This is a genomic window from Aliamphritea hakodatensis, from assembly GCF_024347195.1.
In the GTDB taxonomy this organism is placed as follows: Bacteria; Pseudomonadota; Gammaproteobacteria; order Pseudomonadales; family Balneatricaceae; genus Amphritea; species Amphritea hakodatensis.
The window spans coordinates 228,198-253,489 of the sequence record NZ_AP025281.1 but is presented as its reverse complement, the minus strand read 5'-3'; the positions used below and the strand labels follow the sequence as shown (position 1 = coordinate 253,489).

At 55.1% G+C, this 25,292-nt stretch carries 17 protein-coding genes and 2 tRNA genes; 8 read left to right on the top strand and 11 right to left on the bottom strand.

Features of this window, described 5'->3' with window-relative positions:
- The first annotated feature begins 83 nt into the window (after window positions 1-83).
- A complete protein-coding gene (locus PCI15_RS01085; RefSeq protein ID WP_271272526.1) occupies window positions 84-2,081 on the top strand; it encodes a methyl-accepting chemotaxis protein in 1,998 nt (665 codons plus the stop codon).
- A gap of 31 nt (window positions 2,082-2,112) precedes the next feature.
- Here PCI15_RS01085 and PCI15_RS01080 read toward each other — a convergent pair whose 3' ends face one another.
- On the bottom strand, window positions 2,113-2,463 hold the full coding sequence (locus PCI15_RS01080; RefSeq protein ID WP_271272525.1) for a plastocyanin/azurin family copper-binding protein: 351 nt from the start codon (window positions 2,461-2,463) through the stop codon (window positions 2,113-2,115).
- The gene (locus tag PCI15_RS01075; RefSeq protein ID WP_271272524.1) at window positions 2,453-3,016 is read right to left on the bottom strand and encodes a DUF4142 domain-containing protein; all 564 of its coding nucleotides are present in this window, start codon (window positions 3,014-3,016) and stop codon (window positions 2,453-2,455) included. The genes PCI15_RS01080 and PCI15_RS01075 overlap by 11 nt, the downstream gene beginning before the upstream one ends.
- 172 nt (window positions 3,017-3,188) lie before the next feature.
- Between PCI15_RS01075 and PCI15_RS01070 the strand changes: the two genes are divergently transcribed.
- Window positions 3,189-4,142: an AraC family transcriptional regulator gene (locus tag PCI15_RS01070; protein ID WP_271272523.1), complete on the top strand. Its 954-nt coding sequence runs from the start codon at window positions 3,189-3,191 to the stop codon at window positions 4,140-4,142.
- Between the two features lie 19 nt (window positions 4,143-4,161).
- On the opposite strand, the gene pbpC is transcribed toward PCI15_RS01070, so the two are convergent.
- The gene (gene pbpC, locus PCI15_RS01065) at window positions 4,162-6,468 is read right to left on the bottom strand and encodes a penicillin-binding protein 1C (RefSeq protein ID WP_271272522.1); all 2,307 of its coding nucleotides are present in this window, start codon (window positions 6,466-6,468) and stop codon (window positions 4,162-4,164) included.
- A gap of 5 nt (window positions 6,469-6,473) precedes the next feature.
- Window positions 6,474-11,396: an alpha-2-macroglobulin family protein gene (locus PCI15_RS01060; RefSeq protein ID WP_271272521.1), complete on the bottom strand. Its 4,923-nt coding sequence runs from the start codon at window positions 11,394-11,396 to the stop codon at window positions 6,474-6,476.
- A 235-nt stretch (window positions 11,397-11,631) separates the two neighbouring features.
- Here PCI15_RS01060 and udk point away from each other — a divergent pair, with 235 nt between their 5' ends.
- On the top strand, window positions 11,632-12,255 hold the full coding sequence (udk, locus tag PCI15_RS01055; RefSeq protein WP_271272520.1) for a uridine kinase: 624 nt from the start codon (window positions 11,632-11,634) through the stop codon (window positions 12,253-12,255).
- A gap of 404 nt (window positions 12,256-12,659) precedes the next feature.
- Window positions 12,660-14,627 carry an EAL domain-containing protein gene (locus PCI15_RS01050; RefSeq protein ID WP_271272519.1) on the top strand — a complete coding sequence of 656 codons (1,968 nt, stop codon included), beginning with the start codon at window positions 12,660-12,662 and terminating at the stop codon, window positions 14,625-14,627.
- Window positions 14,628-14,650: 23 nt separating this feature from the next.
- Here the strand turns inward: PCI15_RS01050 and PCI15_RS01045 are convergent, their stop codons facing one another.
- Complete coding sequence (locus tag PCI15_RS01045) at window positions 14,651-14,956, bottom strand: NIPSNAP family protein (protein WP_271272518.1); 306 nt, start codon at window positions 14,954-14,956, stop codon at window positions 14,651-14,653.
- Between the two features lie 148 nt (window positions 14,957-15,104).
- Here PCI15_RS01045 and PCI15_RS01040 point away from each other — a divergent pair, with 148 nt between their 5' ends.
- Window positions 15,105-15,968 carry a DMT family transporter gene (locus PCI15_RS01040; protein WP_271272517.1) on the top strand — a complete coding sequence of 288 codons (864 nt, stop codon included), beginning with the start codon at window positions 15,105-15,107 and terminating at the stop codon, window positions 15,966-15,968.
- Between the two features lies 1 nt (window position 15,969).
- On the opposite strand, the gene znuB is transcribed toward PCI15_RS01040, so the two are convergent.
- The 3 genes from znuB to PCI15_RS01025 are packed head-to-tail and all read right to left on the bottom strand — an operon-like array spanning window position 15,970 to window position 18,048.
- Complete coding sequence (znuB, locus tag PCI15_RS01035; RefSeq protein WP_271272516.1) at window positions 15,970-16,755, bottom strand: zinc ABC transporter permease subunit ZnuB; 786 nt, start codon at window positions 16,753-16,755, stop codon at window positions 15,970-15,972.
- Window positions 16,748-17,560, bottom strand: a complete 813-nt coding sequence (gene znuC, locus PCI15_RS01030) for a zinc ABC transporter ATP-binding protein ZnuC (RefSeq protein ID WP_271272515.1) — start codon at window positions 17,558-17,560, stop codon at window positions 16,748-16,750. The genes znuB and znuC overlap by 8 nt, the downstream gene beginning before the upstream one ends.
- Window positions 17,560-18,048, bottom strand: a complete 489-nt coding sequence (locus PCI15_RS01025) for a Fur family transcriptional regulator (protein ID WP_271272514.1) — start codon at window positions 18,046-18,048, stop codon at window positions 17,560-17,562. The genes znuC and PCI15_RS01025 overlap by 1 nt, the downstream gene beginning before the upstream one ends.
- A 99-nt stretch (window positions 18,049-18,147) precedes the next feature.
- Here PCI15_RS01025 and znuA point away from each other — a divergent pair, with 99 nt between their 5' ends.
- From znuA to PCI15_RS01010, 3 genes are all read left to right on the top strand, one after another.
- Entirely contained in the window at window positions 18,148-19,155 is a 1,008-nt protein-coding gene (gene znuA, locus PCI15_RS01020) for a zinc ABC transporter substrate-binding protein ZnuA (protein ID WP_271272513.1), read from the top strand.
- A 76-nt stretch (window positions 19,156-19,231) separates the two neighbouring features.
- Window positions 19,232-19,318 (top strand) — tRNA-Leu (locus PCI15_RS01015).
- A 109-nt stretch (window positions 19,319-19,427) separates the two neighbouring features.
- Window positions 19,428-19,514: transfer RNA gene (locus PCI15_RS01010), tRNA-Leu, on the top strand.
- A gap of 182 nt (window positions 19,515-19,696) precedes the next feature.
- Here the strand turns inward: PCI15_RS01010 and PCI15_RS01005 are convergent.
- The 3 genes from PCI15_RS01005 to tssM all read right to left on the bottom strand — a co-directional run bounded on the left by PCI15_RS01005 (window position 19,697) and on the right by tssM (window position 25,291).
- Window positions 19,697-21,034 (bottom strand): hypothetical protein, encoded by a 1,338-nt coding sequence (locus PCI15_RS01005; RefSeq protein ID WP_271272512.1) that lies wholly within the window; start codon window positions 21,032-21,034, stop codon window positions 19,697-19,699.
- Window positions 21,035-21,118: 84 nt separating this feature from the next.
- Complete coding sequence (locus PCI15_RS01000; protein WP_271272511.1) at window positions 21,119-21,853, bottom strand: protein kinase domain-containing protein; 735 nt, start codon at window positions 21,851-21,853, stop codon at window positions 21,119-21,121.
- 3 nt (window positions 21,854-21,856) lie between these two features.
- Window positions 21,857-25,291, bottom strand: a complete 3,435-nt coding sequence (gene tssM, locus PCI15_RS00995) for a type VI secretion system membrane subunit TssM (RefSeq protein WP_271272510.1) — start codon at window positions 25,289-25,291, stop codon at window positions 21,857-21,859.
- Between the last annotated feature and the right edge of the window lies 1 nt (window position 25,292).

Sequence of the window (25,292 nt, the reverse complement as noted above, 5' to 3'; positions counted from 1 at the left end):
GATAATGTCGCGCCTTAACATTAGCTTAACTAATCCGCCAGAATTAAAACACCTACAAACTGACGGTTTGCCAAGGACGCTTCATGAAACTTACCCAGAAACTGACTCTGATCTTCCTGCTCGTGGGTATGATCCCGGCCCTGCTGATTGGAGGAATTGCTTTCACACTGGCCAGTAACGGCTTATCCCAACAGGCCTTCCACCAGCTGGAAGCGGTCAGAGGCATCAAAAAAGCGCAGCTTGAAGCCTTCTTCTCTGAACGTGAAGGCGACATAACGGTGCTGACCGAAACCGTTGCCCTCTTTACCGACAGCCAACCGGGACTGGAAGACGCACTGACGCCCCTCACCCGGCCCCGCCCGGGTGAAAGCCAGAATTTCTTCAGCAAATACGTTAGCAGTTACGGCTACTACGATGTCTTCCTGATCAGCCCGGCCGGCGAGGTATTTTTCACGGAAGCCGGAGAAGCCGATTTCGGTACCAACCTGCTCACCGGCCCTTACCGGGACAGCGGTCTGGCCAGAGCCTTTCGCAACGCCAGCGACAGCCGTGGGTTTGTACTGGAAGACTTCGCACCTTATGCGCCTTCCAACAATGAACCGGCGTCGTTTATCGCCAAACCCCTGTACCAGAATGGCCGCTTAACCGCAGTTGTAGCGCTGCAGCTGTCCATTAATGCCATTAATACCTTCATGCAGGTACGTGACGGCATGGGCGAAACCGGCGAGTCCTATCTGGTGGGCGACGATAAACGGATGCGCTCTGACTCCTTCCTTGACCCCCGTGGCCACTCCGTTAAAGCCTCCTTTGCCGGCAACATTGCGGATAACGGCGTCGATACAGCGGCAACAACTGAAGCAATCAGGGGCAACACCGGTACAGACATCATTAACGACTATAACGGCAATCCGGTACTCTCAGCCTATACACCGGTGTCCGTCGGTGGCCATAACTGGGCCCTGATCGCCGAAATCGATGAAGCCGAAGCCTTTGCCATCATCACTGAGCTGAAAATTGATATTGTGCTGATTCTGCTGGTTGCCATCACCCTGATCATCATTGTGGCACTGAAAGTCGCCCGATCCGTCACCCTGCCGCTGGGTGGCGAGCCTAAAGAGATGCGTCAGATCGCAGAGCAGATTGCCGCCGGCGACCTGACCCGGCAGTTTAACAACAGCGAACAGCAGGCCAGTGTATACAGTGCCATGCGCCAGATGACCCACACCCTGCAGGCAATGATCAGCAAAATTGTTGAAGCCAGTAACGAAATCGCCACCACCAGTGAAGAAACCTCAGTGGTCACCCAGCAAAGCAACGGTGTGGTTCAGCAACAGCAGAAAGAGTCCGCACAGGTTGCTGCTGCCACAGCGCAAATGACGACCTCCGTTCAGGAAGTAGCCAGCAGTGCGGCCAGCGCATCTGATGCGGCTGAAGCGGCGTCCCAGGAAGCCCTGCTGGCAAAAGATGTCACCGAAAAGACCAACCAGATCATCAGCAGCCTGAATCAGGATATCAGTCAGGCTGCCCAGTCAATTCAGGCACTGGAAACCCAGAGTGCCCAGATTGGCTCCGTCATGGATGTGATCAGAGGCATTGCAGAACAGACTAACCTGCTGGCGCTGAACGCTGCTATCGAAGCGGCACGGGCCGGTGAACAGGGCCGTGGCTTTGCGGTCGTGGCGGACGAGGTTCGTTCGCTGGCACAGAAAACCCAGGAATCCACCAGCGACATCGAAGCCATGATCAGCCAGCTGCAAAACGGTACCCGTCAGGCGGTCAGTATTATGCAAAGCAGCCGTGACAAAACCCGGGAAACTCTTGAAATGGCCGGTAATACCGGCAGCGCCATCAGTAACATTTCCAGCTCGATCACTGAGATCCGGGATATGAATATTCAGATCGCCAGCGCTGCTGAAGAACAGTCTGCCGTTTCTGAAGAAATTAACCAGAGTATCGCCAATATCAGCGAACTGTCACAGCAAACCGCAGGGGGCGCCAAGCAAACCGCAGACGCCACCCTGATGCTGGCGCAGCTGGCTGAACGCCTCAACGGGCTGGTACTGAATTTCCGGCTTAAATAACCGTTCGCTGATTACCGGTACGGGCTGGTATTCAGCGAATCCGGCCGGTCATTGCCGGATGGTAAAGGCAGTAATAACGGATCCCGGCCTCTGCCGGGATTTCTACCGTGACCTGCTGTCCGGGTTCAATAATACCGGTGTCCCAGCTGTGATCGCTGGCGGTGGCGGTATGCGGCACAATGTCATCATTCCGCCAGGTGACCCGGTCTCCTGCCCGGGCCCGGATCTGCTGCGGCGCGAACACCAGGCTGCTGATCACAACCTGATGAGAGGTCACAGCCAGCGCCTTCAGCGGTAACGGTAATGCCAGCCATCCGGCGGCTGACAGGGCGCTGCCCAGCCAGTAACGGCGTGCCGGCAGGCCCGGCCGGTTAGTGGCCATTGAGCTGTTCTACCATGTGTTCGGCATGGCCCTGATGGACCTTGAAGATTTTCAGACCTGCCTCAAACAAGCTCTTCACTTCTGGATGATCAATATTGGGCAGGAAAGTAAACTCCACCAGTTCATTCACTGCCTTGTGATACGCCAGCTCATTAGCGGCATAAAACCGGTCAAATTCTGCATCGCGCAGTTGACTCATTTTGTCGATCAGGGTTTCCGCATTGGCATTCAGCTGCTGGCTGAGGAAATTATCTTCCGGCTGAGCGTTCAGCTTTTCCAGCAATGCCAGTGCCTGCTCATTCACTGCACTGTGATCCCGGATCATGGTGCGGGCAAAGCTGCGGATTTCCGGATCTGACGTCAGCGCCAGCGCCAGATGCGCATAACGGATATCAATATTGTCAGCGGTATATGCCACATGGGCAATCTGCAGGTCGTTCAGCTCTGCCGGGGAGTCCGCCGCCTGTGCGCTGCTGTGTAACCCGGCCATTAAACCCAGTGTAAGAATTGCTGCTGTCAGTTTCATTTCGGTGTCCTCTGTGATTAACGTCATAATGAACACCACCATTAGATAACAGCGAAAAAGTACGATATATGACCGAAAATTCCTATCATTTGACCGATCATCCGGATTTCCGCTGTCATTCATGTTTTTAAGTGCCGGCTGCTTTATGATCAGATACAAGAATATTCACCGTTTCTGACAAGCCGGGAGACACCGATTTATGGACATTCTCAGCGACATTCTGCACCGCATGCAACTGGCCGGCACCCTGTACTTCCGTACCTCCTTTACCTCCCCCTGGGGCGTTCAGGTTCCCGCCTTTGAAGATGTTTCCCGGTTTCACTTTGCTTACCGGGGGCGTTGTCTGGCCCGGGTGGCGGGGGTGGCAGATCCGGTATTACTGGAACAGGGGGATCTGATCATCATTACCCGCGGCGCGCCCCATACCCTTTACTGTGACCCGAAAACAGAAACCGCGGCACTGCCCCTGGATCAGATGCTGGAAAAGTCCGGCTTTAACGGCCGTGGCACACTGGTTTATGGCGAGCCGGGCAGCAGCCATGAAACCCAGCTGGTTTGCGGCCACTTTGCCTTTAACAAACATGCCAGCCATCCGCTGATACAGGCACTGCCCGCCTATATCCGTATCCGTAACTACGGTGCCATCGCCGGACACTGGATGGAAACCGCACTGAAAATGATCGGAGAAGAAGCTGGCAGCGATAAGCTGGGCAGTGACCTGATGGCGCTGAAAATGTCAGAAATCATCTTCACTCAGGCACTGCGGGTCTATCTGAATACCGAGGGTATTGATCAGCCGGTGCTGGCAGGCTTCTCCGACAACCGGCTGGCAAAGGTATTACAGGCCATTCATGCTGATCCGGCCCACCCCTGGCGTATCGAAGAACTATCAGACATCGCCAGCATGTCCCGCACGTCATTCATCAGTAAATTCACCAATAACCTGTCGATGACACCGCTGGGCTATATCACCCACTGGCGAATGCAGATTGCCCGGCAACTGCTGATTGACAGCAGTGCCCCCATTATTGCGATTGCAGAACAGGTCGGATATCAGTCAGAAGCGGCTTTCGGCCGGGTATTCCGTAAACATTTTGATCAGGGTCCCTCCGGTTACCGCCGCCAGAACCGCCCTGAACAGGTACTCCACTGACGCCGGTCCCAGCATAATCTCAGCGCACCACAAAGCTCAGCCGGTCGGCATTACCCTGTTCATCAACCACGCTGAGCTGATGCTTACCCCGGGGGATATCTTTATAGACCAGTTTCCCCCCCGCCGAAGAACGCCCAAGATAGCGACCGTTGTCATACCAGAAACGGTTGCCACTACCGCCCTGCGCCTGCAAATCCAGCCGCAGCTGACCGGAACGGCTCAGCAGCTGTGCGGCATCCGGCAGAGATGTAATGCGTATGGCCTGCTGTTCACCGGTCAGATAACGGCACGCCGAGCTGGCAGCGGGCAACCGCCCGGCACGGCGCCATTGCGGCAGTAACCAGGGTTCCAGCGGCCGTGGCCAGAGGCTGTAACGCTGTTGCTGCATGGCGGCATCACTGCAGGCAGGTTCAACCCGCAACCCGGTGGCCCGGTCCAGCCAGACAGTCTGCTGCAGCGCTTCACTGTGCAGGGTACGGGGCACCTGACCGTCAATCACCCAGGCTTGCTGCTGGCGCATACAATTATTATTTTGCTGATTGAGCAGCGCATCAGCCGCGCTGCCCGCCGGCCAGCAGATCGCTTCCTGTGTCACATTATCAGGCATTGGCAAGGGTGCTTCTTTACTCCCGCCCAGCAAGCGGTGAATTTTAAACAGCAAGGGTGCCGCACTGCTTCGGCCTGATAATCCCGGCGCAGCACTGCCGTCCGGCCGCCCTACCCAGACCCCTATGGTTCGCTGCTGGCTCACACCGATTGCCCAAGCCTCCCGGAAGCCGTAACTGGTGCCGGTTTTCCAGGCCAGCGGCCAGCGGTTATGAAATTGCTGGCTGCGCTGCAGGCGTTTCAACGGCCCCGCCAGCATTTTCCAGGTAACCCAGGCAGCGCCGGGGCTAAGCAGATAACGGGTCTGTTGCGGTGTCTCCGGCTGCAGCCTTGGCCGGATCGCGTTGCCCTGCCGGGCCAGCGCACTGTAACTGCCCACCAGACTTTCCAGTGTGGTACCCACGCCCCCCAGAATCATCGCCACGTTTGGCTGCCGGGCACCGGGGCCGCTCAGTTGCAGCCCGCCATTACGCAAGCGGCTGGCAAAGCGTTCGGCACCAAAGGCTTCCAGCAGTTGTACCGCCGGGATATTCAGGGAACGCTGCAATGCTTCAGTGGCACTGACCGGGCCATTAAAGCCGCCGCTGAAATTTGCCGGCCGGTATGCCTGCCGGTAACGGGGCGCATCACTGAGCAATGACTGGGAATGAATCAGGCCGTCTTCCAGCGCCATTCCAAATAAGAACGGCTTCAGCGTTGAACCCGGGGAACGCACCGCCTGAACCATATCTACGTGGCCAAACCGATCGCTGTTCAGAAAGTCCGCCGATCCGGCATAAACCTGTACTGCACCGTCGCGGTTATCCATCACCAGTACTGCAGCAGAGACTCCCTCCGGAAAGCGCCGGGACTGTTGACGTAATACAGCTTCAACACCTTGCTGTAAGTCCCGCCGGATCAGGGTCTGGATCTGACCGCATTCAGGGCACTCGCTGCGCAGGCGTCTTGCCAGCAGCGGTGCCAGCCGCACCGCCTTACGGTTCAGGGAAACCACCGGCTCCGTCAGGGCATCCTCTACACGCGCCTGTGGCCATAGCTGTAATTCAGCCATGCGCCGTAAAACCTTGTCGCGGGCCTGCCTGGCAGCCTGTGGATAACGGTCCGGCCGCCAGCGGCTGGGAGCCTGCGGCAGCACCGCCAGCAACGCCGCCTGAGCATCGCTGAGCGCATTGGCAGGTTTACCAAAATAACTGTAACTGGCCGCCTGCACCCCGGACAACGTGCCGCCGAAAGGTGCCCGGTTGATATACAGATTAAGGATTTCAGTTTTGCTCAGATGCCATTCCAGCTGGAAAGCCCGTAACACCTGTTTCAGCTTGCCGCTTAAACTGCGCTCATGAGGGTCCAGTAAACGGGCTACCTGCATGGTCAGGGTCGAGCCGCCGGAAATCACCCGCCCGGCACTGACGTTTTGCCAGCCGGCCCGCAGCATAGCCAGCGGATTTACCCCGGGATGCCGGTAAAACCAGCGGTCCTCATAGCCAATCAGCAGCGCTTTATAGTTATCCCCAAGCTGGTTGTCAGTAATGGGGTAGCGCCACTGTTCACTGGCATTGGTAAAGCTGCGCAAGGGCTGACCGGCAACGTCCGTTACCACACTGCTGAAATCCTCTTCCAGAGGCAGTGGATAACGGTGATCAAGACTGCCACTCACCAGCAACAGCACTGCCAGCAACAGAGCAGTGCCTGCATAGACGGTGAGTATGCCCCTTACGGTCATCAGCCTTACCTTGGGCTGACCGTCAGCTGTCCGGCCGCCGGCCCCTGATGGCGAATTTCCGGACGGTACATATCTTCCGCAAAGGTCGGCGGTATTCTGAACTCACCGGCCGCAACCGCTCTGGCCAGATAAAACAGCCGTACCGGCCGCCCTTCATACAGGCTGACAGCCGCCACATAGCGGTCATCCCGGTATTCCTGATGATTCACTTCGGCACCGGCACTGAGTTCCCGCACGGCGACTCCGTCAATGCTCAGATCACTGATACTGTAAGCATCATTCAGGTTCTGATTTTCCAGCTCCAGACCTGCCGGCAGCAAATCCACCACTAAACCATGGGGCTGATTTGCGGTGGCTTCCACAAAGAGTTCAACCAGTACCTGCTGGCCGCTCTGTAACTGCAGGTTTTGCTGATCAGGCAGCACCACACCATCAGCGTCATAGAAACGCCGCTGTACCTGTAAACCGCGGTTATGAGCAGTCGGCTCCGTGGCGGTACGGCCATTCAGCCGCAGGTTTACATAGGCATCCGCTGTGCCGGTATTTTCGATCATCAGCGGCGCGGCGGCCTGCTCAGCCTCCAGACGGCGGGCATAGCCTTCAGCCGCCTGCAGCTGGATCTGTTCGCCGGCCAGCTGCAAATTCAGACCCAGCGGCTGTTCACCTTCCGCCACCAGCGCCTGGCCGGCCAGAAACAGCGCATTGCGTTCCTGGGTACTGAGCCAGCGGCGGGCAACTAACTGTTGCTGCAGGCTGTCCAGCAGCTCCGTCCAGTATTCCGCAGGACGCCGGGCTTCTGTCAGCCAGAAAATAGCCAGCGCCAGATCCCTGACCTTGCTGCCATAACTGACATAGCGGTACTCCGGCTGCATGGCTGCCGCCAGTCCGGCGGTCAGGGCCCGTTCACCGCGGTTGCTGTCACCGCTGGCCTCCAGTGCCAGCCCCAGCTGAATCAGCCCCAGAAAGCCGGCGTTGCCCCGCTGATAATCATACAGGCTGCGTAAGTCCGCCAGCGATGCCTGTTCCGCACGGCTGAGGACCTGTGCCGCATAGGCCCGTACAGCAAACCGGCTGCTGGCTGGCAGGTATTCCAGCTGTGACGGGCTGCGCAGGTATTCACCGGCCCGCTGCATCGCATCATTCAGACCACCCTCAGGCACCGGATAGCCTGCTTCACGGGCCCGCAGCAGGAAGTCCAGCACATACACCGTCAGCCAGTGTTCTTCCGCACTCTCGTTATTCCACAGGCCGAAACTGCCATTATATTTTTGCATCCCCAGCAGCCGCGAAATCGCCAGTTGCAGCGCCTGCTGCCGGGACTGAAGGCTGGATTCCGGCAGATCAAAACGGCGGATCAGTTCACTGTTCACATACAGCTGCGGGAAAACACCACTGGTGGTCTGCTCCAAACACCCGTAGGGATACGCCTGCAGCGCGTTAAAGTGCGATGTGAAATCCACCGGCGGCAACGAGGAAATCCGCAACTGGCTGCGTAAATCCGGAATCAGCCAGTCCTCTGCTGTTGCCGGTGACATCTGCCAGCTTTCACCGGGGGCCAACCGCTGCTGTACCGGCAGGCTCTGCGCCGCCCAGGCAGGGCGCACTTCAAGATACCAGTCACGCACTACCTGTTGCTGTTCAGCCGGCATGCCCTGCAATCCCTGAATATCCAGACGGATATGCGCCAACCCGCTGATATCAGCCGCGGTGACCGGAATATAAAGGGTACGTTTTTCGTTGACGCTGAGCTGCACTGACTGCTGATACTCATCGCTGCCGGCTGCTTCACCGGTCCGCAGCCCCTGCAGCAGAACGCTGAGTTCAAACTGCTGATCCTGCCCGCTGAGGTTGTGCAGATCCAGCGCTAAGCGGCTGCGGTCACCCGGCGACAGAAAACGCGGCTTGGTCAGTTGCGTCACCAGCGGGGCAGCCACATCAATGTCCTGATCGGCAGCACCAAAACTGTCCGCACTGTAGGCCACGGCCATCAGCCGTAGCCGGCCGTTAAAGTCCGGCAGGTCCAGCGTCACCGTGCCGGTGCCGTCTTCATCCAGCGCGACAGGCCCGCGGAACAGCGACACAATGCGGACATCCTCGCCCTGCTCGCCGGCACCGTTAAAGTCTTCATCACCGCCGAAACTTAATGTCGCCATTTCGCCGGAGCCTGCGTCGATCAGATCCCCGTAACTGTCGCGGCCAACCACCTCATAGCGACGCTGACCGAAGAACTCCGCAAACGGATCCGGCGTGGCAAAACGGCTGATATTCAGAACCCCCACATCCACGGCTGCCAGCGTCACACTGATGCTTTCCGGCAGTTCGCCGGCACTGCTGACCTGCACCGGCACCGTCAGTTGGCTGTTCGGATAGGTTTTCGCCGGCACATCCAGTTCAATATCCAGCCGCCGTGCTTCACGGTCCAGCGGCAGAGGCGCGATGCCCAGCATCCGGCGGGGCAACGCCTCTTCCCGTGCCTCGCCGGGTTGAACCAGTAGCACGCTGACATACAGATCATGCTGTTGCCAGGCGGGGTCAAGGGTAAAGCTCACACTGGCACCGTCTTGCGGAATATCCACAGGGATCCGCAACAGAGGCTGGTCAGATTCCACCAGCAGAAAGCCCTTACCGGCCGCCGGTGGCTGAATGGCCACATTCACCTCATCACCACCGGAATAAGCCTGTTTATCCAGCGCCATGCCGATACGGTCAGGACGGCCCGCCATGGTGGTCGCTCCCGGATCCCAACCGGCCCGGAAACGGTAACCGCTGGTTAAACCGGTTTGCGGGTCGCTGACTTCCAGACGGTAATAGCCCCATTCCACCGGCGCAGAGATCTCCCGGCTGCTGCCGGCTCTGAGGTCTATCACATCGGTAAATACCGGATATTCCCGCTGGGTGTAATCAGACTCCCAGCCATTCACATCGGAGTAAACCCAGTGATACTGGCGGTATTCACGGATCAGTTTTACCTGCACATTGGCGGCCGCCAGCAACTCGTCTCCGGCGGTTGCCAGCACTTCAAACGCGGCGCTAGAGTCGTAGTCCACTGTGTCTTCGGCAAACAGCGGGCGAATCCCCAGTAAGCGCTCCGCCGGCAATACATAGCTGATGCTGCGCCGGCTCACCGGACGGCCGCCACTGTCGATCAGGCTGTGGAAAACTTTCAGTTGCAGCGGCACCCGGGCTTGTTGCCAGAAGCTGTCAGGCCGGACGGTACCTTCTCCCTGCGGCCCCAGCATCAGCGGATTCAGCGTCATCCGGCGGTTCAGTTCAGTACGGTTCGGATGGCCAAAATACACGTCATTCCAACGGGGAAACGGATGCGCCGCCATCTGGCTGATCAGTTCACTTTCCAGCAGGTTGCCATTTGCAGGCGCGCCGTACAGATATTCACCGCTGGCCTTAACCTGCAGCGCTTCATCCGGGGCAATAAATTCTGGCGCGTCCAGTGTCAGCTGCATCCGTTCCGGCAAGAACTCTTCCACCTGAAAGCGGTAGCTAAAGCGGTCTTCCCCGTTGATCCCGGCTGTCAGCGTCCATTCGCCGGTAGCAGCATCCGCAGGTACCTGCCATTCAGTCTGCAAATACCCCTGAGCATCAAATCCCGCGGTACGGCTGGCAATTTCCTGCCCGTCCGGCCGGGTCAGGCTTAATTCAGCATTGCGCTGTCGCGGTGAACCGTCCGGATTCTGTAAGACCGCAGCAGCGCGGCCATCCGCATCCCGCAGCAAGGCGCTGACGGTTACTGCTTCACCGGGCCGGTACAGATCCCGCGGGCTGTACATAAATAACTGCTCGGTACGGCGGACCGGGCCGTCCACCGGAAATTCCGCCAGATCCAGACCGGCACCGAATAGCCGTACCAGTGAGGTGTCGCCGGCGTCAGTGGTGGCCACCAGCAGCGAAGAGCGCTCCAGCTGCACCGCATCGGTAAAGCTGGCAGTGCCGTCTTTCGCGGTAACCGCCTGTAAAACCTCCCGGCCGTTGCCGTCCAGTAACTGCAATTCAACCCCGGCGGCGGGTGCCGCGGTTTTCAGGCTGTTTACCGTCACATCCAGCTGTTGCGGATATTGGCGCAGGTGAATGCCCAGATCGCTGACCGCAAACCAGGTGGCCGGGTAGTCATAGCGGTAATCACCTGACTCACGCATCACGGCAACATACACACCGCTGCCGGTCAGGGCGGGAATATCCTTAACCGGCAGGTAACGGACACCCTGTTCATTACGGGCCAGTTGCAGCTCAAAACGGCCGGTATACACCAGTTCATAGTTCTGCAACTGATCGGAGATGCGCCAGAAATTCAGTTGCCCCCTGCGGCTGTTCTGGCTGAGAAAATTCACCAGCCGGGATGCCGGCAGGCGATAAAAATCCACATCCACCCGGGACACATTCGCAGCAATCACCGGTAATCCTCTGGCCAGATCTTTGGCCAGCAGATTGCCGTTGCCGGCAAACCCCAGCAGAGTGGTGACCGCTGCAACGTCCACGGCGGATTCACGCCCGGCCGTCAGTTCACCCTGCTTACCCGGCAGGCCCTTCTCCACCGTTACCCGGTAACCGGTTTCTGGCTCAACCGCCGTAAAATACAGACGTTTCAGGCTGTCCCCGACAATCCAGCTACCCTCAGCCCGATTGCCCTGCCGGTCCTCAACCTGTAACCACTTATCCAGCTTCTGATCGGCATCCACCGGGGCAGACAGCACAACCACCAGTGCCGGCCGGCCCTGATACTGCTCTGAGCTGATATCCAGCACGGTTAAGGGCCCTGCAGCTACCGCAGATGAAGATACCGGTTGCTCTGTTGCTGTTTCGGTAACAGAGGTTTCTGTCACCGCCGGTGACGCTGTCTGATTCTCAGCGGCGTCTTCATTACAGCCAGTCAGTAAGCCAAACAGTAAGATAACTGTCAGATAAGCGATTTTCATAACACATCCCGTGTTGAGCGCCCGGATAAGGTGCGCTTTAAAAAAAGTGTCCGGAGGCTATTTATAGCACTGTTTCTGCCACACAGCAGCGCCACCGGTCAAACAATCTGCTGATTCTACTTAAGCCCTTTCTGACCCTGACTTAACAGCTGATATTCCCCCTACTGCAGGGATATTTTTGTTTACTTAGTAAACAGCTGGTATGATGCGCGCCAAAATTTTTGAGCGAATATTCATGACAACACGGGTAATAGGCATTTCCGGGCCGTCCGGTTCAGGGAAGTCCTGGTTCAGCGAACATCTTAAGGATCTGATCGAAGCACGGCTGGGTGCCGGCAGTGTGACAATCCTGCAGGAAGACTGTTATTACAACGATCAGACAGAGATGAGCTTTGAACAACGCTGCCAGTGTAACTATGATCACCCGGAAGCATTCGAGCATGAATTACTGGCGCAGCAGCTGGCAAAGCTGAAGTCCGGCGAAGCCATTGAGGCGCCGCTGTACGATTACTGCAATCATAACCGTCGCAAAGAAACCCAGCGTATTCCACCGGCCAGTCTGGTCATCGTGGAAGGCATCATGCTGTTCCATAATCCACACCTGCGTGATGAGCTGGAACTGAAGGTGTACATCGACACCCCCTGGGATATCTGCCTGATGCGCCGTATTCAGCGGGACACCAAAGAGCGTGGCCGCAGCCTGGACTCAATTCTGCAGCAGTATGAAACCACCGTACGGCCAATGCTGAAGCAATTCCTGGCCCCGACAATGGAATACGCTGATATCACCATCAACGGTTACCAGACGCTGGACGAAGAAGTCACCCGACTGGCCGATCAGGTATCCCACCTGCTCTGATGCGACCGCCTGCTGCCCCGTCAGCGGGCCTTACTTCCCTGCCGGCGTATCCTCTCTTTGAGTATCTTTTCCTGCCGTGTCCCTTGGCAAACCGCTAAAACAGCCTTTATGATCAGTTGAGCTGAGTATGACAGGACGTCATAAAACTCGCTGAACGATAATAATGATAAGGATATCCCATGCTGTTTATACGCGTTCTTCCGCTGCCCGCCAACCGGGTACACCTCACCTGCTTTGCCCTTTTCACTGACCGTTTTGCATGCCCTTCAGATCTGCTACTGACAGGCAACGCCTGTCTGTCCGGCAGACTGCCCGACCGGCATGGCTGATGCCTCACTGCCCCTGACATCAGGTGCCCGACCCGGGCTGCACCAGAAAAATACAATAATAAAACGGTATCTAGCATGCAGAATAAGAACCTGTCTTTTATGGTTTTTTCCTTACAGGAAGCCTTTATCACCCTGGTACCCTATTTGTTTTTACGGGCAGGCTGCACCCTGCTGCAGATCGTCAATCATGAATGGGAAATCATCAACCGGAGCCTGCTGAATGCCGGTATTTCGATTGTTTATGATATTTTCCCTTTATTGCTGACCATCTCCATTGCCGCCAGCATTTCTAAAAACTTCCACTTCAGAAAATACGGCTTCATCATCCCTACGCTGGTGTTTTTTCTGCCGGTGTCCGGCTATTTACAGTTCAGTAACAGCCATCTGATCATCCAACCGGAAAACACTGTCATTGCGGCTATTCTGTCGCCGCTGATTATCTGCCTGATCGTAAAAACCTGTGCAAAACTCAGAACACCTCTCATGCAACCGGCCATGAACAGGAATGATCTGACTGCCATTTCAGTCAGCGCGCTGCTGTCGTATTACGTTATCTTTCTGTTAGCCATGCTGATAAGAGATATCAAAAACAGCTTCGATATCAACCTGCTACAAGAACTGTTATTAACCCTGGGCCTGGAATCCCAGGCCGTATTTCATCTGATCACATCCCACATACTCTGGATGCTCGGCATCCACGGTACCACGACGTACCAATACAGCTTTGATATGACTTTCTACCAGCAGGATATCTTTCCCGGGCTGCCTTACGGTCAGTTTTTTTCAACCTTCATCATCTTCGGCGGTGCCGGCAGCACCCTGTCGCTGATCATCGCAATCTTTATGACCTCCAGACAAAAACACAGCAAGGTCATTGCCAGATATGCCCTGCCCTTCTCTTTGCTGAACATCAATGAGCCAATTATTTACGGGCTGCCAATCATCTTTAACAAATACTATTTGCTGCCGTTTATAGCGGTACCGGTAATCAACTTTTCACTGTCGTACACTGTGCTTTCACTGGGCCTGTTCAACATTATCAATACCGACATTACCTGGACCACACCGCCGCTGATCAGCGGCTATATTCTGACCGGAAGCTACCTGGCGGCAGCATGGCAACTGTTCCTGATCGTACTGGGGGTGTTTATCTATATGCCGTTCATCAGGCGGTCAGACAACGCCCGCTCCTGCGCTGAAAATCTGGCGGAATACCTGAATATTTCTGAAAAGCTGGAGGACATCAATACGGAGTATGAATCGTATAAGCGGCACGAAAAAATCACCGAAGAGGAGGTGATTCTCAACAGGGCCATCAACGACATCACCGAAGGGCATCTGACCCTGTACTACCAGCCGATCATCAACCTGAAAGATAACAGCATTTATGGCTATGAAGCCTTACTGCGTCTGGTCAAAGAGAATGAGGTCTACCCACCTATTTTTTTACCGGCCATCGAGAATGCCAAACTGGAAGCGGTGATTGATCTGTGGGTCGTCAATAAGGTGAACGCCGACCTTGAAAAATGGCAGTCCATTCACCCGGCCCCGCCGGTCAGCGTCAATATCTATCCGAGAACCCTGGAGTCCGGTAAAAATATTGATCTGATTATCAGTAAATTATCCGGCAAAAACTGCCGCATCGAGATCCTTGAAAAGCACTGTTCCAAACGGCGGGAGATCATCCTTAACGCGCTGAGCAGAATTCAGGCGGCCAGTATCCCGATTGCGATCGACGACTTTGGCTCCGGCTATTCCAACCTTTCCATGCTGGGCCAGATCAGCCCGGACATCGTGAAAATAGACAAAAGCATACTCGACAGCAGTCACACCGATAACGGCCTGATTCTGCTTAAATCCATCTGTTCAACCTGTAAAGAAATGCAGTTCACCACCATCATAGAAGGTGTCGAAACCTATCAGCAACTCAGACGGGTTTCAGAGCTGGGCGCTGATGCCGTGCAGGGTTGGGTGTATTCCAAGCCTCTGGCACTGAACAAAGCCATCCAGTACCAGATACAGCATGAGAAAAACGCCCGGTAAAAACCGGGCGAATTCTACAACTGTCAGTCCAGCACTGGCCGCATAAACTGCCGCTCAATGCGGATTATGCAGCCGGTTTTGCTGGCATAGTCATACGCAGCCTGGCAGTCTGCATCCGCGGCCATTTTTTCCCGGTATTCCTCATAGGCTGCCAGTGAGGGAAAACTGAAAGCGGCAAAGGCTTCGTAATTCTTTCCTTCATGGGGGAGAAAATAGCCGTGGTGCTGACCGCCGAATTTTGTCACCAGAGGCAGCCACAGTCGGGCATAGGTTTCGAATTCCTGTAATTTGGCAGGATCAATTTCATAGCGGATATGACAGGTAACCATTGAACATCCTTATCAGTGTGTACGGGGCTACTGAGAATACGCAGTCAGCGTGAAATAATCCACGGCGCTGGCGCAGCAATCGGGACGAACTCTGCTATCATTCACCGCCTGTTGATTAAACATCCCCTGACCGGACTGACCGCCCGCTATGCTGACTGATTCCATCCCTGCTGCTATTCGCTATATGCTCCTTTCTGCACTGGGCTTTGCCCTAATGGCTGCCTGTGTCAAAGCCGTCGGCGGATACGGCATTCCGGTAATGGAAATTGTGGCGGCACGGGCCATTATCTCGCTGATCATCAGTTACGTGGATGTCAAACGTAAAAGAATTTCTGTCTGGGGCAATAATAAGCCGCTGCTGATTGCCAGAGGGGCCATTGGCGCGGTATCCCTGATGGTTATTTACTTTGCTGTCACCACCCTGCCACTGGCGGAAGCCACTATCCTGCAGTACACCTATCCGGCGTTTACGGCAGTACTGGCACTGATCTTTCTGAAAGAACGTATCCAGCTGGCCACCATTATCTGCATTGCCCTGAGCATTCTCGGCCTGCTGGTGATGATGCGCCCGGGCATTGAAACAGAAACATCCGCACTGCCCTTACTGAGCGTCGGCGCCGCCCTGCTCGGGGCATTAGGCAGTGCAGCGGCCTATGTCATAGTCCGCCAGCTGAGCCGCAGTGAAGACGGCTCAGTCATTATCTTTTACTTCCCGCTGATTGCCCTGCCGGCGTCGCTGATTCTGCTCGGGGATGACTTTGTCATGCCCAACACCGAAGCACTGATTCTGTTAATTATGGTGGGGATTTTTACCCAGGTCGGACAGATCGGACTGACCAAGGCGATGGCGGCAGAATCCGCCGGTAAGGCCACTGCTTACTCGTATGTACAGGTTATTTTCTCAGCCATTCTGGGCATTATTTTCTTCGCTGAAACACCCACTTTCTGGACCTTAATGGGTGGCGGCCTGATTATCACCGGGGCGCTGATAAACGCCCTGATGAAACGCTGAGTCAGGCCCGCCGCGGCAGGCTGTAGAGGAACAGGAAAACCAGCAGCGCAGCAACCACAACCGACGGTCCGGCCGGTGTATCCCACTGATAAGACGCCAGCAGCCCCATCACGACCGCCAGGGTGCCCAGCAGGCTGGCGATCAGCGCCATCTGCTCAGGGTTATGGGCCAGACGTCTGGCCGCAGCGGCAGGAATAATCAGCAAAGATGTAATCAGCAATATGCCCACTACCTTCATGGCAATGGCAATGACAAAGGCGATAAGCAGCATCAGTGCTAAGCGGGTCAGGGTCACATTCACCCCTTCCACCTGCGCCAGCTCCTCATTGATAGTAATTGCCAGCAGTGGGGTCCAGAGTTTCCACAGCAAAACTAATACCAGCAGGCCGCCCAGATAAATCCATAACAAATCTTCCGGCAGAATCGCCAGCAGATCGCCAAACAGATACTCCATCAGGTCAACCCGCACATCATCCAGCAGCGCAATGGCCACCAGACCCAGAGACAGGCTGCTGTGGGCCATAATTCCGAGCAGGGTATCCGTTGCCACCAGCCGCTGCCGCTGCAGGCTGACCAGAATCACCGCCAGCAATACACAGCAACTGATGACCGCCAGATTGAAGTTAATATCAAACAGCACCCCAACAGCCACACCTAGCAGGGCAGAATGTGCCAGGGTATCGCCAAAATAGGCCATTCGCCGCCAGACAACAAAAGACCCCAGCGGCCCGGCAACCAGCGCAACCCCTATACCGCCCAGTAATGCATAGAGTAAAAAATCAGCCACTGTGACTATGTTCCTTATCGCTTAACGAAAATTCAGAAGTGGTGCATTTAGGATTCTGGCAACTGCCGGTCTCCACAACATCACCGTGATCATCATGGCGGTGATTATGATGGTGGCTGTAGAGGGCAAGGTTTTCAGCCCCCGGCACACCAAACAGCTCAATATACGACGGATCATTACTGACCTGCTCCGGCCGGCCGGAGCAGCACACGTGCCGGTTCAGACAAATCACGTTATCGGTTGACGCCATCACCAGATGCAAATCGTGGGAAATCATCAGTACTGCACAGCCATGCTGATCACGGATCCGGCTGATCAGGTTATACAGCTCCACCTGACCGTTAATATCCACCCCCTGTGCCGGTTCATCGAGCACCAGTAACTCCGGCTTCTGTAACAGTGCCCGGGCCAGCAATACCCGCTGCATTTCACCCCCGGACAGGCTGTGAACCGACTTATCAATCAATGCACCGGCCTTAACATCTTCCAGCGCCTGAAGCAGAGCGGCTTTATCGCTGTAGCGGGCGGTTTGCAGAAACCGTTTCACCGTCAGTGGAAAGGTAGAATCTATGTGTAGCTTTTGCGGCATATAGCCAATACGCAGCCCTGTCTGGCGGATAACCTCCCCCTGATCAGCCCTCACCAGCCCCAGAACCGCACGTACCAGTGTGGTTTTACCGGCTCCGTTCGGGCCAATCAGGGTCGTTATCTCCCCCCGGTTCAGGCTGAAGGAAACATCCCGGATAACATTTTCGGAGCCAAAACTAATATGGATTTGTTTCAGATCGACTAATACATCAGTCATTATTTCGCCTCTGGCGGACAGTTCGGACAACGTCCCACAACCTCAACACTCTCATGTTCCACAACAAAGCCCAGTTCCTCAGCACTGTTATGAATACTCTTTTCGATGCTGCCGGAATTCAGTTCCACCGTCACGCCACACGCCTGACAGATCAGAAAATACCCCTGATGCGGATGCTCAGGATTAGTACAGCCGATGAACGCATTCAGAGACGCAATCCGGTGTACAAGCCCCTGTTCCTGCAGAAAATCCAGCGCCCGGTAAACCGTAGGAGGCGCAGAATTAAAACCCGCTTCAGCGATTGCCGGCAGCAAATCATAGGCCCCCAGCGGTTTATGACTCTGCCAGATCAGTTTCAGCACCAGTTCCCGGATGGCCGTCAGGCGAATACCTTTTGACTGACAGATACGCCGGGCGTCCTGCAGCGCATGGCTGACACAGTTATCGTGGTTATGATCAGGATGATAAGCAATCGTTGCATCAGTCATTTTGGCTCACCGGGCATGTTTGTATCAGGCTTGGCAGCAGCATTGTTATACTATAACATACCGCAAATTTTTTAAACCAACACCCGTGGAAATAAATTTATGTTTAGGTTAATTCTGCAATGGTGCGTATTGTCCTGCGCGACACTGGCTTGCGTCAATGTCAGTATGGCCGCAGCCGCACAGAAACCGGTAAAAGTTGTCGCCAGTATCAAGCCTCTGCAACTGATTGCCGCCTCTTTACTGGGCGACAGCGCCGAAACAGGCCTGCTGGTATCACCTGATAACTCTCCCCATCACTATAATATGAAGCCTTCCGATGTGCGCCGCCTGCAGGACGCTGATCTGGTGATCTGGGTGGGCCCTGATCTGGAACGGTTTCTGATCAAACCGCTGAAGCGCAATCCGGGCCGTAATCTGGCGCTGCTGACTGAAGAAGAGCCGGCCCGCAAAGAAGAACATGACGAGCACGACGATCATGACGGGCACGATGAACACGAAGAACATGCTAAGCACGAAGATCATGAGGAACATGACGAACATGACGAACATGAAGAGCATGCTGAAACTGAAGGCGAGCATCACCACGACCACGGTAACGATCCGCACCTGTGGATGGCTCCCGAGCGTATCCTTGAAGCTGCAGAGCTGATCACCCAGCGCTTACAGCAGGATTATCCTCAGCGGTCTGCTGAATTTGAAGAGCGCCTGCACAGCTTTGAAGCCCGTCTGAAGGCGACCGACTCGGCACTGGCAGCACAACTCAAAGACGTGCAGAGCCAGGGTTTCTATGTGTTCCACGATGCCTTTGCAGGCTTTGTTGAACATTACGGGCTGAATCAGCTGGGCTACTTCACGGTTGATCCGGGCCGCAAGCCCGGCGCTAAGCGTCTGAGCCAGATCCGCACGGCTCTGGAAAGCAGCCAGGCATCCTGTGTATTTATTGAGCCGCAGTTCGAAGCACCGGTGGTCAGAGCAATTGTTGGCGATCTGCCAATCGGTAAAGGCATGCTGGACCCGCTGGGCCGCGAAATAGCTGTGGATAACGACGGTATTTTCAACTTCCTTAACGCACTGAGCAGCGAAATTCGGACTTGTCTGAAAAAATAATAACTTTATTTGAAAAAAAGTTATTGAGGGGCTTCACAAACCGAAAAACGGATATATAATGTGCCCCTCTTTCGGAGCAGATGTGGTGGAATTGGTAGACACGCTAGCTTCAGGTGCTAGTGCCTTCACGGGCGTGGGAGTTCGAGTCTCCCCATCTGCACCAATACTTTCTGAGTGTTGGCGCTGCGAAAGAAAACCTTCTTTATGATTAACTGTCTTAAACAACAGAGCATAAAGAAAAGGGGACGCCCTTAAACGTAACAACTTGATACGCAGATGTGGTGGAATTGGTAGACACGCTAGCTTCAGGTGCTAGTGCCTTCACGGGCGTGGGAGTTCGAGTCTCCCCATCTGCACCAAGTTTTTCCGACTTGGTCACTTCTCAGAACACTCCGTTCAGACTTTTAATTTTGATTTGTATGTAACACTGCCCTTGCAGTGATTTCGCACGTCTGCACTTTGGCAATATACCGCGCACAAAAAAACGGCACTCCCGAAAGAGTACCGTTCCTGTTTACGCATCTGCTGTTAAGCCATCAGGCTATACAGAAGCCTGTGCCGCACCTGCCGAGCCGGTACCCGTGGTCGCAGCCACCTGTTGTGCCGGATTCGGGGTTGTCTGTGGTGAAGTCGCCGACTGCGGCGTTGTCGGTGACGACGGTGCCCGGGTGTACTCATACTCATGCAGAATGCTGTAGTTTTCCTGCATTTCCTTCAGCCGTGCGGCAATGACCCCTTCAGTGCTGTGGAAGGCAACGCTGTAATTATCGTTATATTCCTGAATATACTTGTTGGAGAGTTTCTTCAGGGTTTCAATATGATGAACCCCTTTGGCATATTCCGAGGAACCGACCAATCCGGCATTTGGCTGAATCAGCTGCAGGAATTTATACGGGTGCGCCGCAAACCCTGAACCCATGGTCAGCGCAGCCACCACCGGCGTCGTTACAACCGCCCGCTGGAACCACTCAGAAAAACGCTTGTGATCATTCACGACAGAGCCTGGTGAGTTACGGTTATCCCAGGCTTTCTTGGCGCTCTTCAGGGTTTTATTGATCAGGCAGCGCTGGATAATGTATTCAACCAGGCTCGCAACCCGGCTCAGTACACCGGTTACTGCGCTGACAATGGTACCGGCACCGCCGGCAGCATCACCGGCTGCTTCCAGCCCGATATTGACCCCGGCAACCAGCACATCTTTCACACCGCCGGCAATGCCTTTGGCAGAGTGCCGGGCCAGCGCGTTGGCAATGATAGACGGATGACCGCCCAGTAACTGCACGCCGTAGCCACTCCACATCTGTTCGATAAAGTCCTTGGACTTAAGAATCGCAGTGCGCACACCCACATAGCCATCCGCCAATGACTGCACATACCCCCAGCCAGGAATCAGATCCGCCAGACCTTTGGCAAAACTGGACGCCGCCCACATGCCAAATTCTGCGATCCATTCTATGCCCACCAGCGACTCACCGTAAACGGTTTTAATCTTGGACACCATGACACCGAAGTACTCAGACAGTTTACGCATGATGTACTGCTTAAATTCGTCCAGCTTGGCATCCACCTTGCCTTTAACCGCCGCAACCTTATCACCCACTGCGGAAACCTTGGCAACCACCTTGCGGCCCTTTTCAGACTTATTCAGCAGATAGGTACAGCCGGTCTTAAGGTCAGACAGTGGCGTGGTATCAACAACGAAAGAACCTACCGGGTCCAGCGAGAAAGAAGGCACCTTCTTAATCTCGGTGTGCGCCAGCATGTACATTGCCCCAAGACGGGCATCCGCCATTTCAGCAACCTGCACACCCAGTGCAGTATTCTGTGTGTTGCCGAACATCTTGTCCTGGATTTTGCGTTTAACGAATTTCAGTTTCATATGCTTTGTCTCGGTACTCTGCCGGGCTCTCCGGCAGCCAGTTGCTCATCCCTGTTTCCGATCGTCCCTGCTCTGCCTGTTGTCTCAGCTGAAATCAGGCAGGCGCTGTATTTGCTGTGCCAGAAATTGCCTGGCTGCGGTTGTCAGACCATCATTGTCCGACAACAGAATATTCACCGTGTTAATCACCGTCTCTGAGTCTGACCATTCCGGCTGCAGAAGTGTACGGTTATTAACCAAACTGAGTATTACCATAAATCCGTACCAGTCATGCAGAATATCCACCGCCCCTTCTCCCCGCTGTAAAGCCGGCAGGCTGTAAGACGGGCTGAAACTGCGGTAAGGCAAATCAGCAACCGCAATTCCCGGTTCAGCTGCACTGGCAAAATCCACCAGTACAGGTTCATCATCAAGGACCAGAATATTGGCCGGTTTTACATCGCCATGGCAGATACCCAGCCGGTGAAGCTGTTGCAGTGAAAGGTACAGTTTATTTCTGAATTCAGGATGAAATTCAATATCCTGGCGCAACATTTCAGATAAAGGCTGAGCATTTACCCGGGATGTAATCAGTACCTCATATCCCCCAAGCTGATAATGCCCCAGATACTCCGCACAGCGACGACTATAAGCCGCGCTGTGTAAGCGCTGCAGCCAGTGGGCTTCGCGACGGATACCATAACGGTGTTCGGCGCTCTGGGCGAATTTCAGGCAGTGCCAGCAACGGGTCTCTGTATGCCAGGCCAGCCACACCCGCTGACTCAGCTGCCGGGCATCAGACGCCCGGTATCCCAACTGAGTAAGTATTTCTGTGATCAAGGCCTACAGCCGTTCCGGCAGTTGCAGCTGATCAAAGAAACCGACATAGAGCGGGTTTTCACCACTTTCCGTCCGGGCCAGCAGACTGGCAGACTCCGGCCCTTCCTGCCAGCTCAGGCTGTTAGTGCTGCCATCCGGTAATGATTCACCCTGTAACTGATCCACCATGCGGAACCAGCTCCAGATGCCTGGAAAGCTGGCTTCGCTGAGCACTTTAGTGCCGCTTTTCAGTTGCAGGCTCAGCGTACGGCTGCTGTTTTCCGACACCGGCCAGTTCATCTTCGCCCACAGTGCCGGACCGTTACGGTAGGTATACAGCGGCTTATCACTGCGCAGGTTAAACTCGGTCACACCGCTGCTCATGGCATCAATACGCACAGAGAAACTGAAACCCGGCAAACCGTTATTAAACATCACGGCCTGCACCTGTTTCAGACGGCCAAGCATCAGCCAGAACTGGCGGTTAATGGTGATATCCTGATCCTGCAAAAAGCTGGGCAAGCCCGGATAGATATTTTCTTTATCGGTGAAATACGGCTCGTAGCGTTTGGCGAAATCGCTGATCCGGCCATCCGCGGCAAAGAATTCTTTAAAGGTTGCCAGTGGAATATCCTGTTCGGATAACGGATTCACCGGGTAATAAGGCGCAACACTCTGCAGATAGTCGTTCAGCACCTCCGCCTGCCAGCGCTGCTGCAGGTATCCCTGCACGTCCAGCATCGCCAGATCATTTAACTGCCGGGCGGTATGCTCCAGCATATCCCGCACCACACCGTTGTATTTAACCGCAATATCCAACTGACGCTGCAGCGGGTTGTTCACCTCAGCGTTTAGCTGACCAAGGAACTTATTGCCACGCTGCTTGCTCTGCACACCCTGCTGCAACCACTCCAGCGTGGCGGTCATATGCTGTGTGGCAAACCCCAGCGGGCTGACTCCTTTGTCATCCGGCTGAATCAGACGCTTATACGGTGCAAAAGGCCGGGCAATGGTTTCCGCCGCCTGGGTAATGCCCAGATGTCTGGCCGGGGTCTGTAAATCGGCAGGCGCTAACGGATTCTCTGCAGGCTCATCTGTGCCAGCCTCCGCCGGCTTCGCTTTCGCTGCCTGAACCTTCAACACTCCCTCGACGGCCGCTTCCAGACTGGTGTGATAATCCAATAATTCATAAACCCTGAGTAAGGGTGAGCTGGCCGGGTCAGTGGCGGATATCAGTTGCTGGCTGATTTCGCTCCAGCCGGTGGTGGGCTGCCACTCAAGGGCGCTGGCAAAGCGCTGCCAGTGTTCTACATAATCCCGGGTGTAACGCAGACGCAACTTGCGGTTTATCTGGCTGAAGTCCTGATTGCCGCTGATATCGCCAACCACATCCTTATAATCAGCCACCCAGTCATTGGCAAACTCAAAACCGGAGTTGCCCATGATTTCCAGAAAGCCTTCACGGGTGAACATATAAGGCACGCTGTAGACACTGTCATCCTTAAAGGTGAACACGTCATCGTAGTTTTGCCCCAGCTTATCCAGCAGATTCAGCTTCTGACTAAGGTGTGGCTGCTGCAGCAACTGGGTATACAGCAGATCCCCCAGATCCTGAGTCGCCAGCGACTGATCCACCAGCTCCAGCAGTTCCTGATTGTCTTCCGGCGGGGCCACTTTAAGGGCAAACAGATCCCCCAGCAGCAACTTAAACTGGTTGATCAGACGGCTGTCCGTCACCCCTTCTTCCTGCAGAGAATTCAGGTAGTAATTGCTCAGGGTATTCACATCCGTCCGCCTGGCATTAAACAGCTGCTTCTGCAGGTTATACAGCTCAAGGGTTTTAACCTTGTCATCCAGACGGTTATAGACGTACAGATCCCGCAGCAGGTAATCCCTCAGTTCGATTAACAGCTGCCCTTTAAGGGCATCATCATAGGCACCGTCCACCGCCTTCTTAATGCTCGGATTTGGCAGGAACGGCAGGGCATACCAGGGTTCCGGCCGGTGGAAAATAGCCCGGATTTTGCGCAGTTCGGTCAGGTTGGTGATCGGCACCGCCAGCTCATCACTCTGATCTTTATTGTTGATCAGTTGCCGTTTATAAACCGTTAACTGCTGCGCCGCTTCCTGTTCCATCGACGTGTAGTAATCGTAATTGGCCTTAAACAGCCACAAACAGGCACCCAGCACCGTCAGCAGCCCCACCGAGAACACCAGTTTCAGCAGGCTGTAACTGCTTTCCTTATAACGGTTAACCCCCACCAGCGCCTTTTCAGGCAGAATGCTCTGCGGCATTAACTGCCGGGCAAATAACTGATGAGGCACCATATCACTGCCCGCCGGCAGCAGGCTGCTGTAGCCCAGACGGGAAGCCAGGTGCATGGTGAGGCGGTCGGTCGGCAAACCTTCACCGTGGGCATTCACAAAGAAATACCCCCGGAATTGTAACGCGGCAGTCTGATACTGATTATCCAGGAATAACTGGCGGAAATAGCTGGCCAGATCCGCCTTCAGCAAGCCGAACTGGTGAGGCCCGGCAATCACAGCACTGCGGTAAGACTCCGCCAGCTGAGCACTCAGCGCCGGGGTACTGTTAAGGGATAACTGTGCCTGCAAGGCATCAAATGATGTGTCAAACCACTGGGGATCAAAACCCCGTTTGTCCGCCGGCAGCATTGCCCCGAAAGGCTGCTCCAGCTGTTGTTCATCAAAACTGGCGAAGAACTGACAAAAATCGCTGACCGCCGAGACTTCTGTAAACAGGGAATACACCGGCAGGCTGACACCAAAGGCCTGATTCAGGGTTTTAATAAAACCCCGCTGCTGTTTTGCCAGTGCTTCCAGCTGGTCGCTGCTGCGGTTCATCACATCCTGAACCGGCACACTCAGCAGAATGCCGTTTGCACCCTGCCGGGGCCGCTGTTTGGCCAGATGCTTAACCAGCAGCTGCTGACAAAACGCCACACTGTCAGCATCCGCATCACAGTGCAGCTCGATCAGAATGGCATTTTCATTCAGCCAGAAAGCCACCGGCAGCGGCTGGGTGCTTGATTCCAGCTTAATTTTGTCAAAGCCCATGTGCTGTAACAGCTCAGCATCACCCGGCTCCCGGTTAAGCATGAAATACCAGGGTAACGTATAGGGCGAGCCCCGCAACTGCCGCACATGCTGCCAGCAGGCCTGCAGGTGCAGATGAACCTGTTGCTGCAGGTAATTACGTTTATCTTCGCGCTGGCGCTGCCCGGCATCTTCTTCAGGGGCCTCGGCTTTACCCCAGAACTTCCAGCTTAAACCGCCGGCCATCGCCGCCAGCAGCAGGGCTGTCAGCCCGCTTACCGTCATTTCAACAGGGTTTGCAAAGGTCCAGAACTGCAACAGGTACGCCCCGCCGAAAAGACAGACGCCGATCAGTACAGTTACCAGAATAAACGGCCACAACGGGCGGGATTTTTTCGCCACG

Bases quoted from the DNA above. Each gene is read 5' to 3' on its own strand.
- PCI15_RS01070 (WP_271272523.1), top strand. From the start codon at position 3,189: ATGGACATTCTCAGCGACATTCTGCACCGCATGCAACTGGCCGGCACC.
- PCI15_RS01050 (WP_271272519.1), top strand. From the start codon at position 12,660: ATGCAGAATAAGAACCTGTCTTTTATGGTTTTTTCCTTACAGGAAGCC.
- PCI15_RS01060 (WP_271272521.1), bottom strand. From the start codon at position 11,396: ATGAAAATCGCTTATCTGACAGTTATCTTACTGTTTGGCTTACTGACT.
- znuA (WP_271272513.1), top strand. From the start codon at position 18,148: ATGTTTAGGTTAATTCTGCAATGGTGCGTATTGTCCTGCGCGACACTG.
- PCI15_RS01045 (WP_271272518.1), bottom strand. From the start codon at position 14,956: ATGGTTACCTGTCATATCCGCTATGAAATTGATCCTGCCAAATTACAG.
- PCI15_RS01075 (WP_271272524.1), bottom strand. From the start codon at position 3,016: ATGACGTTAATCACAGAGGACACCGAAATGAAACTGACAGCAGCAATT.
- znuC (WP_271272515.1), bottom strand. From the start codon at position 17,560: ATGACTGATGTATTAGTCGATCTGAAACAAATCCATATTAGTTTTGGC.
- PCI15_RS01085 (WP_271272526.1), top strand. From the start codon at position 84: ATGAAACTTACCCAGAAACTGACTCTGATCTTCCTGCTCGTGGGTATG.
- PCI15_RS01080 (WP_271272525.1), bottom strand. From the start codon at position 2,463: ATGGCCACTAACCGGCCGGGCCTGCCGGCACGCCGTTACTGGCTGGGC.
- PCI15_RS01005 (WP_271272512.1), bottom strand. From the start codon at position 21,034: ATGAAACTGAAATTCGTTAAACGCAAAATCCAGGACAAGATGTTCGGC.
- pbpC (WP_271272522.1), bottom strand. From the start codon at position 6,468: ATGACCGTAAGGGGCATACTCACCGTCTATGCAGGCACTGCTCTGTTG.
- udk (WP_271272520.1), top strand. From the start codon at position 11,632: ATGACAACACGGGTAATAGGCATTTCCGGGCCGTCCGGTTCAGGGAAG.
- PCI15_RS01040 (WP_271272517.1), top strand. From the start codon at position 15,105: ATGCTGACTGATTCCATCCCTGCTGCTATTCGCTATATGCTCCTTTCT.
- PCI15_RS01025 (WP_271272514.1), bottom strand. From the start codon at position 18,048: ATGACTGATGCAACGATTGCTTATCATCCTGATCATAACCACGATAAC.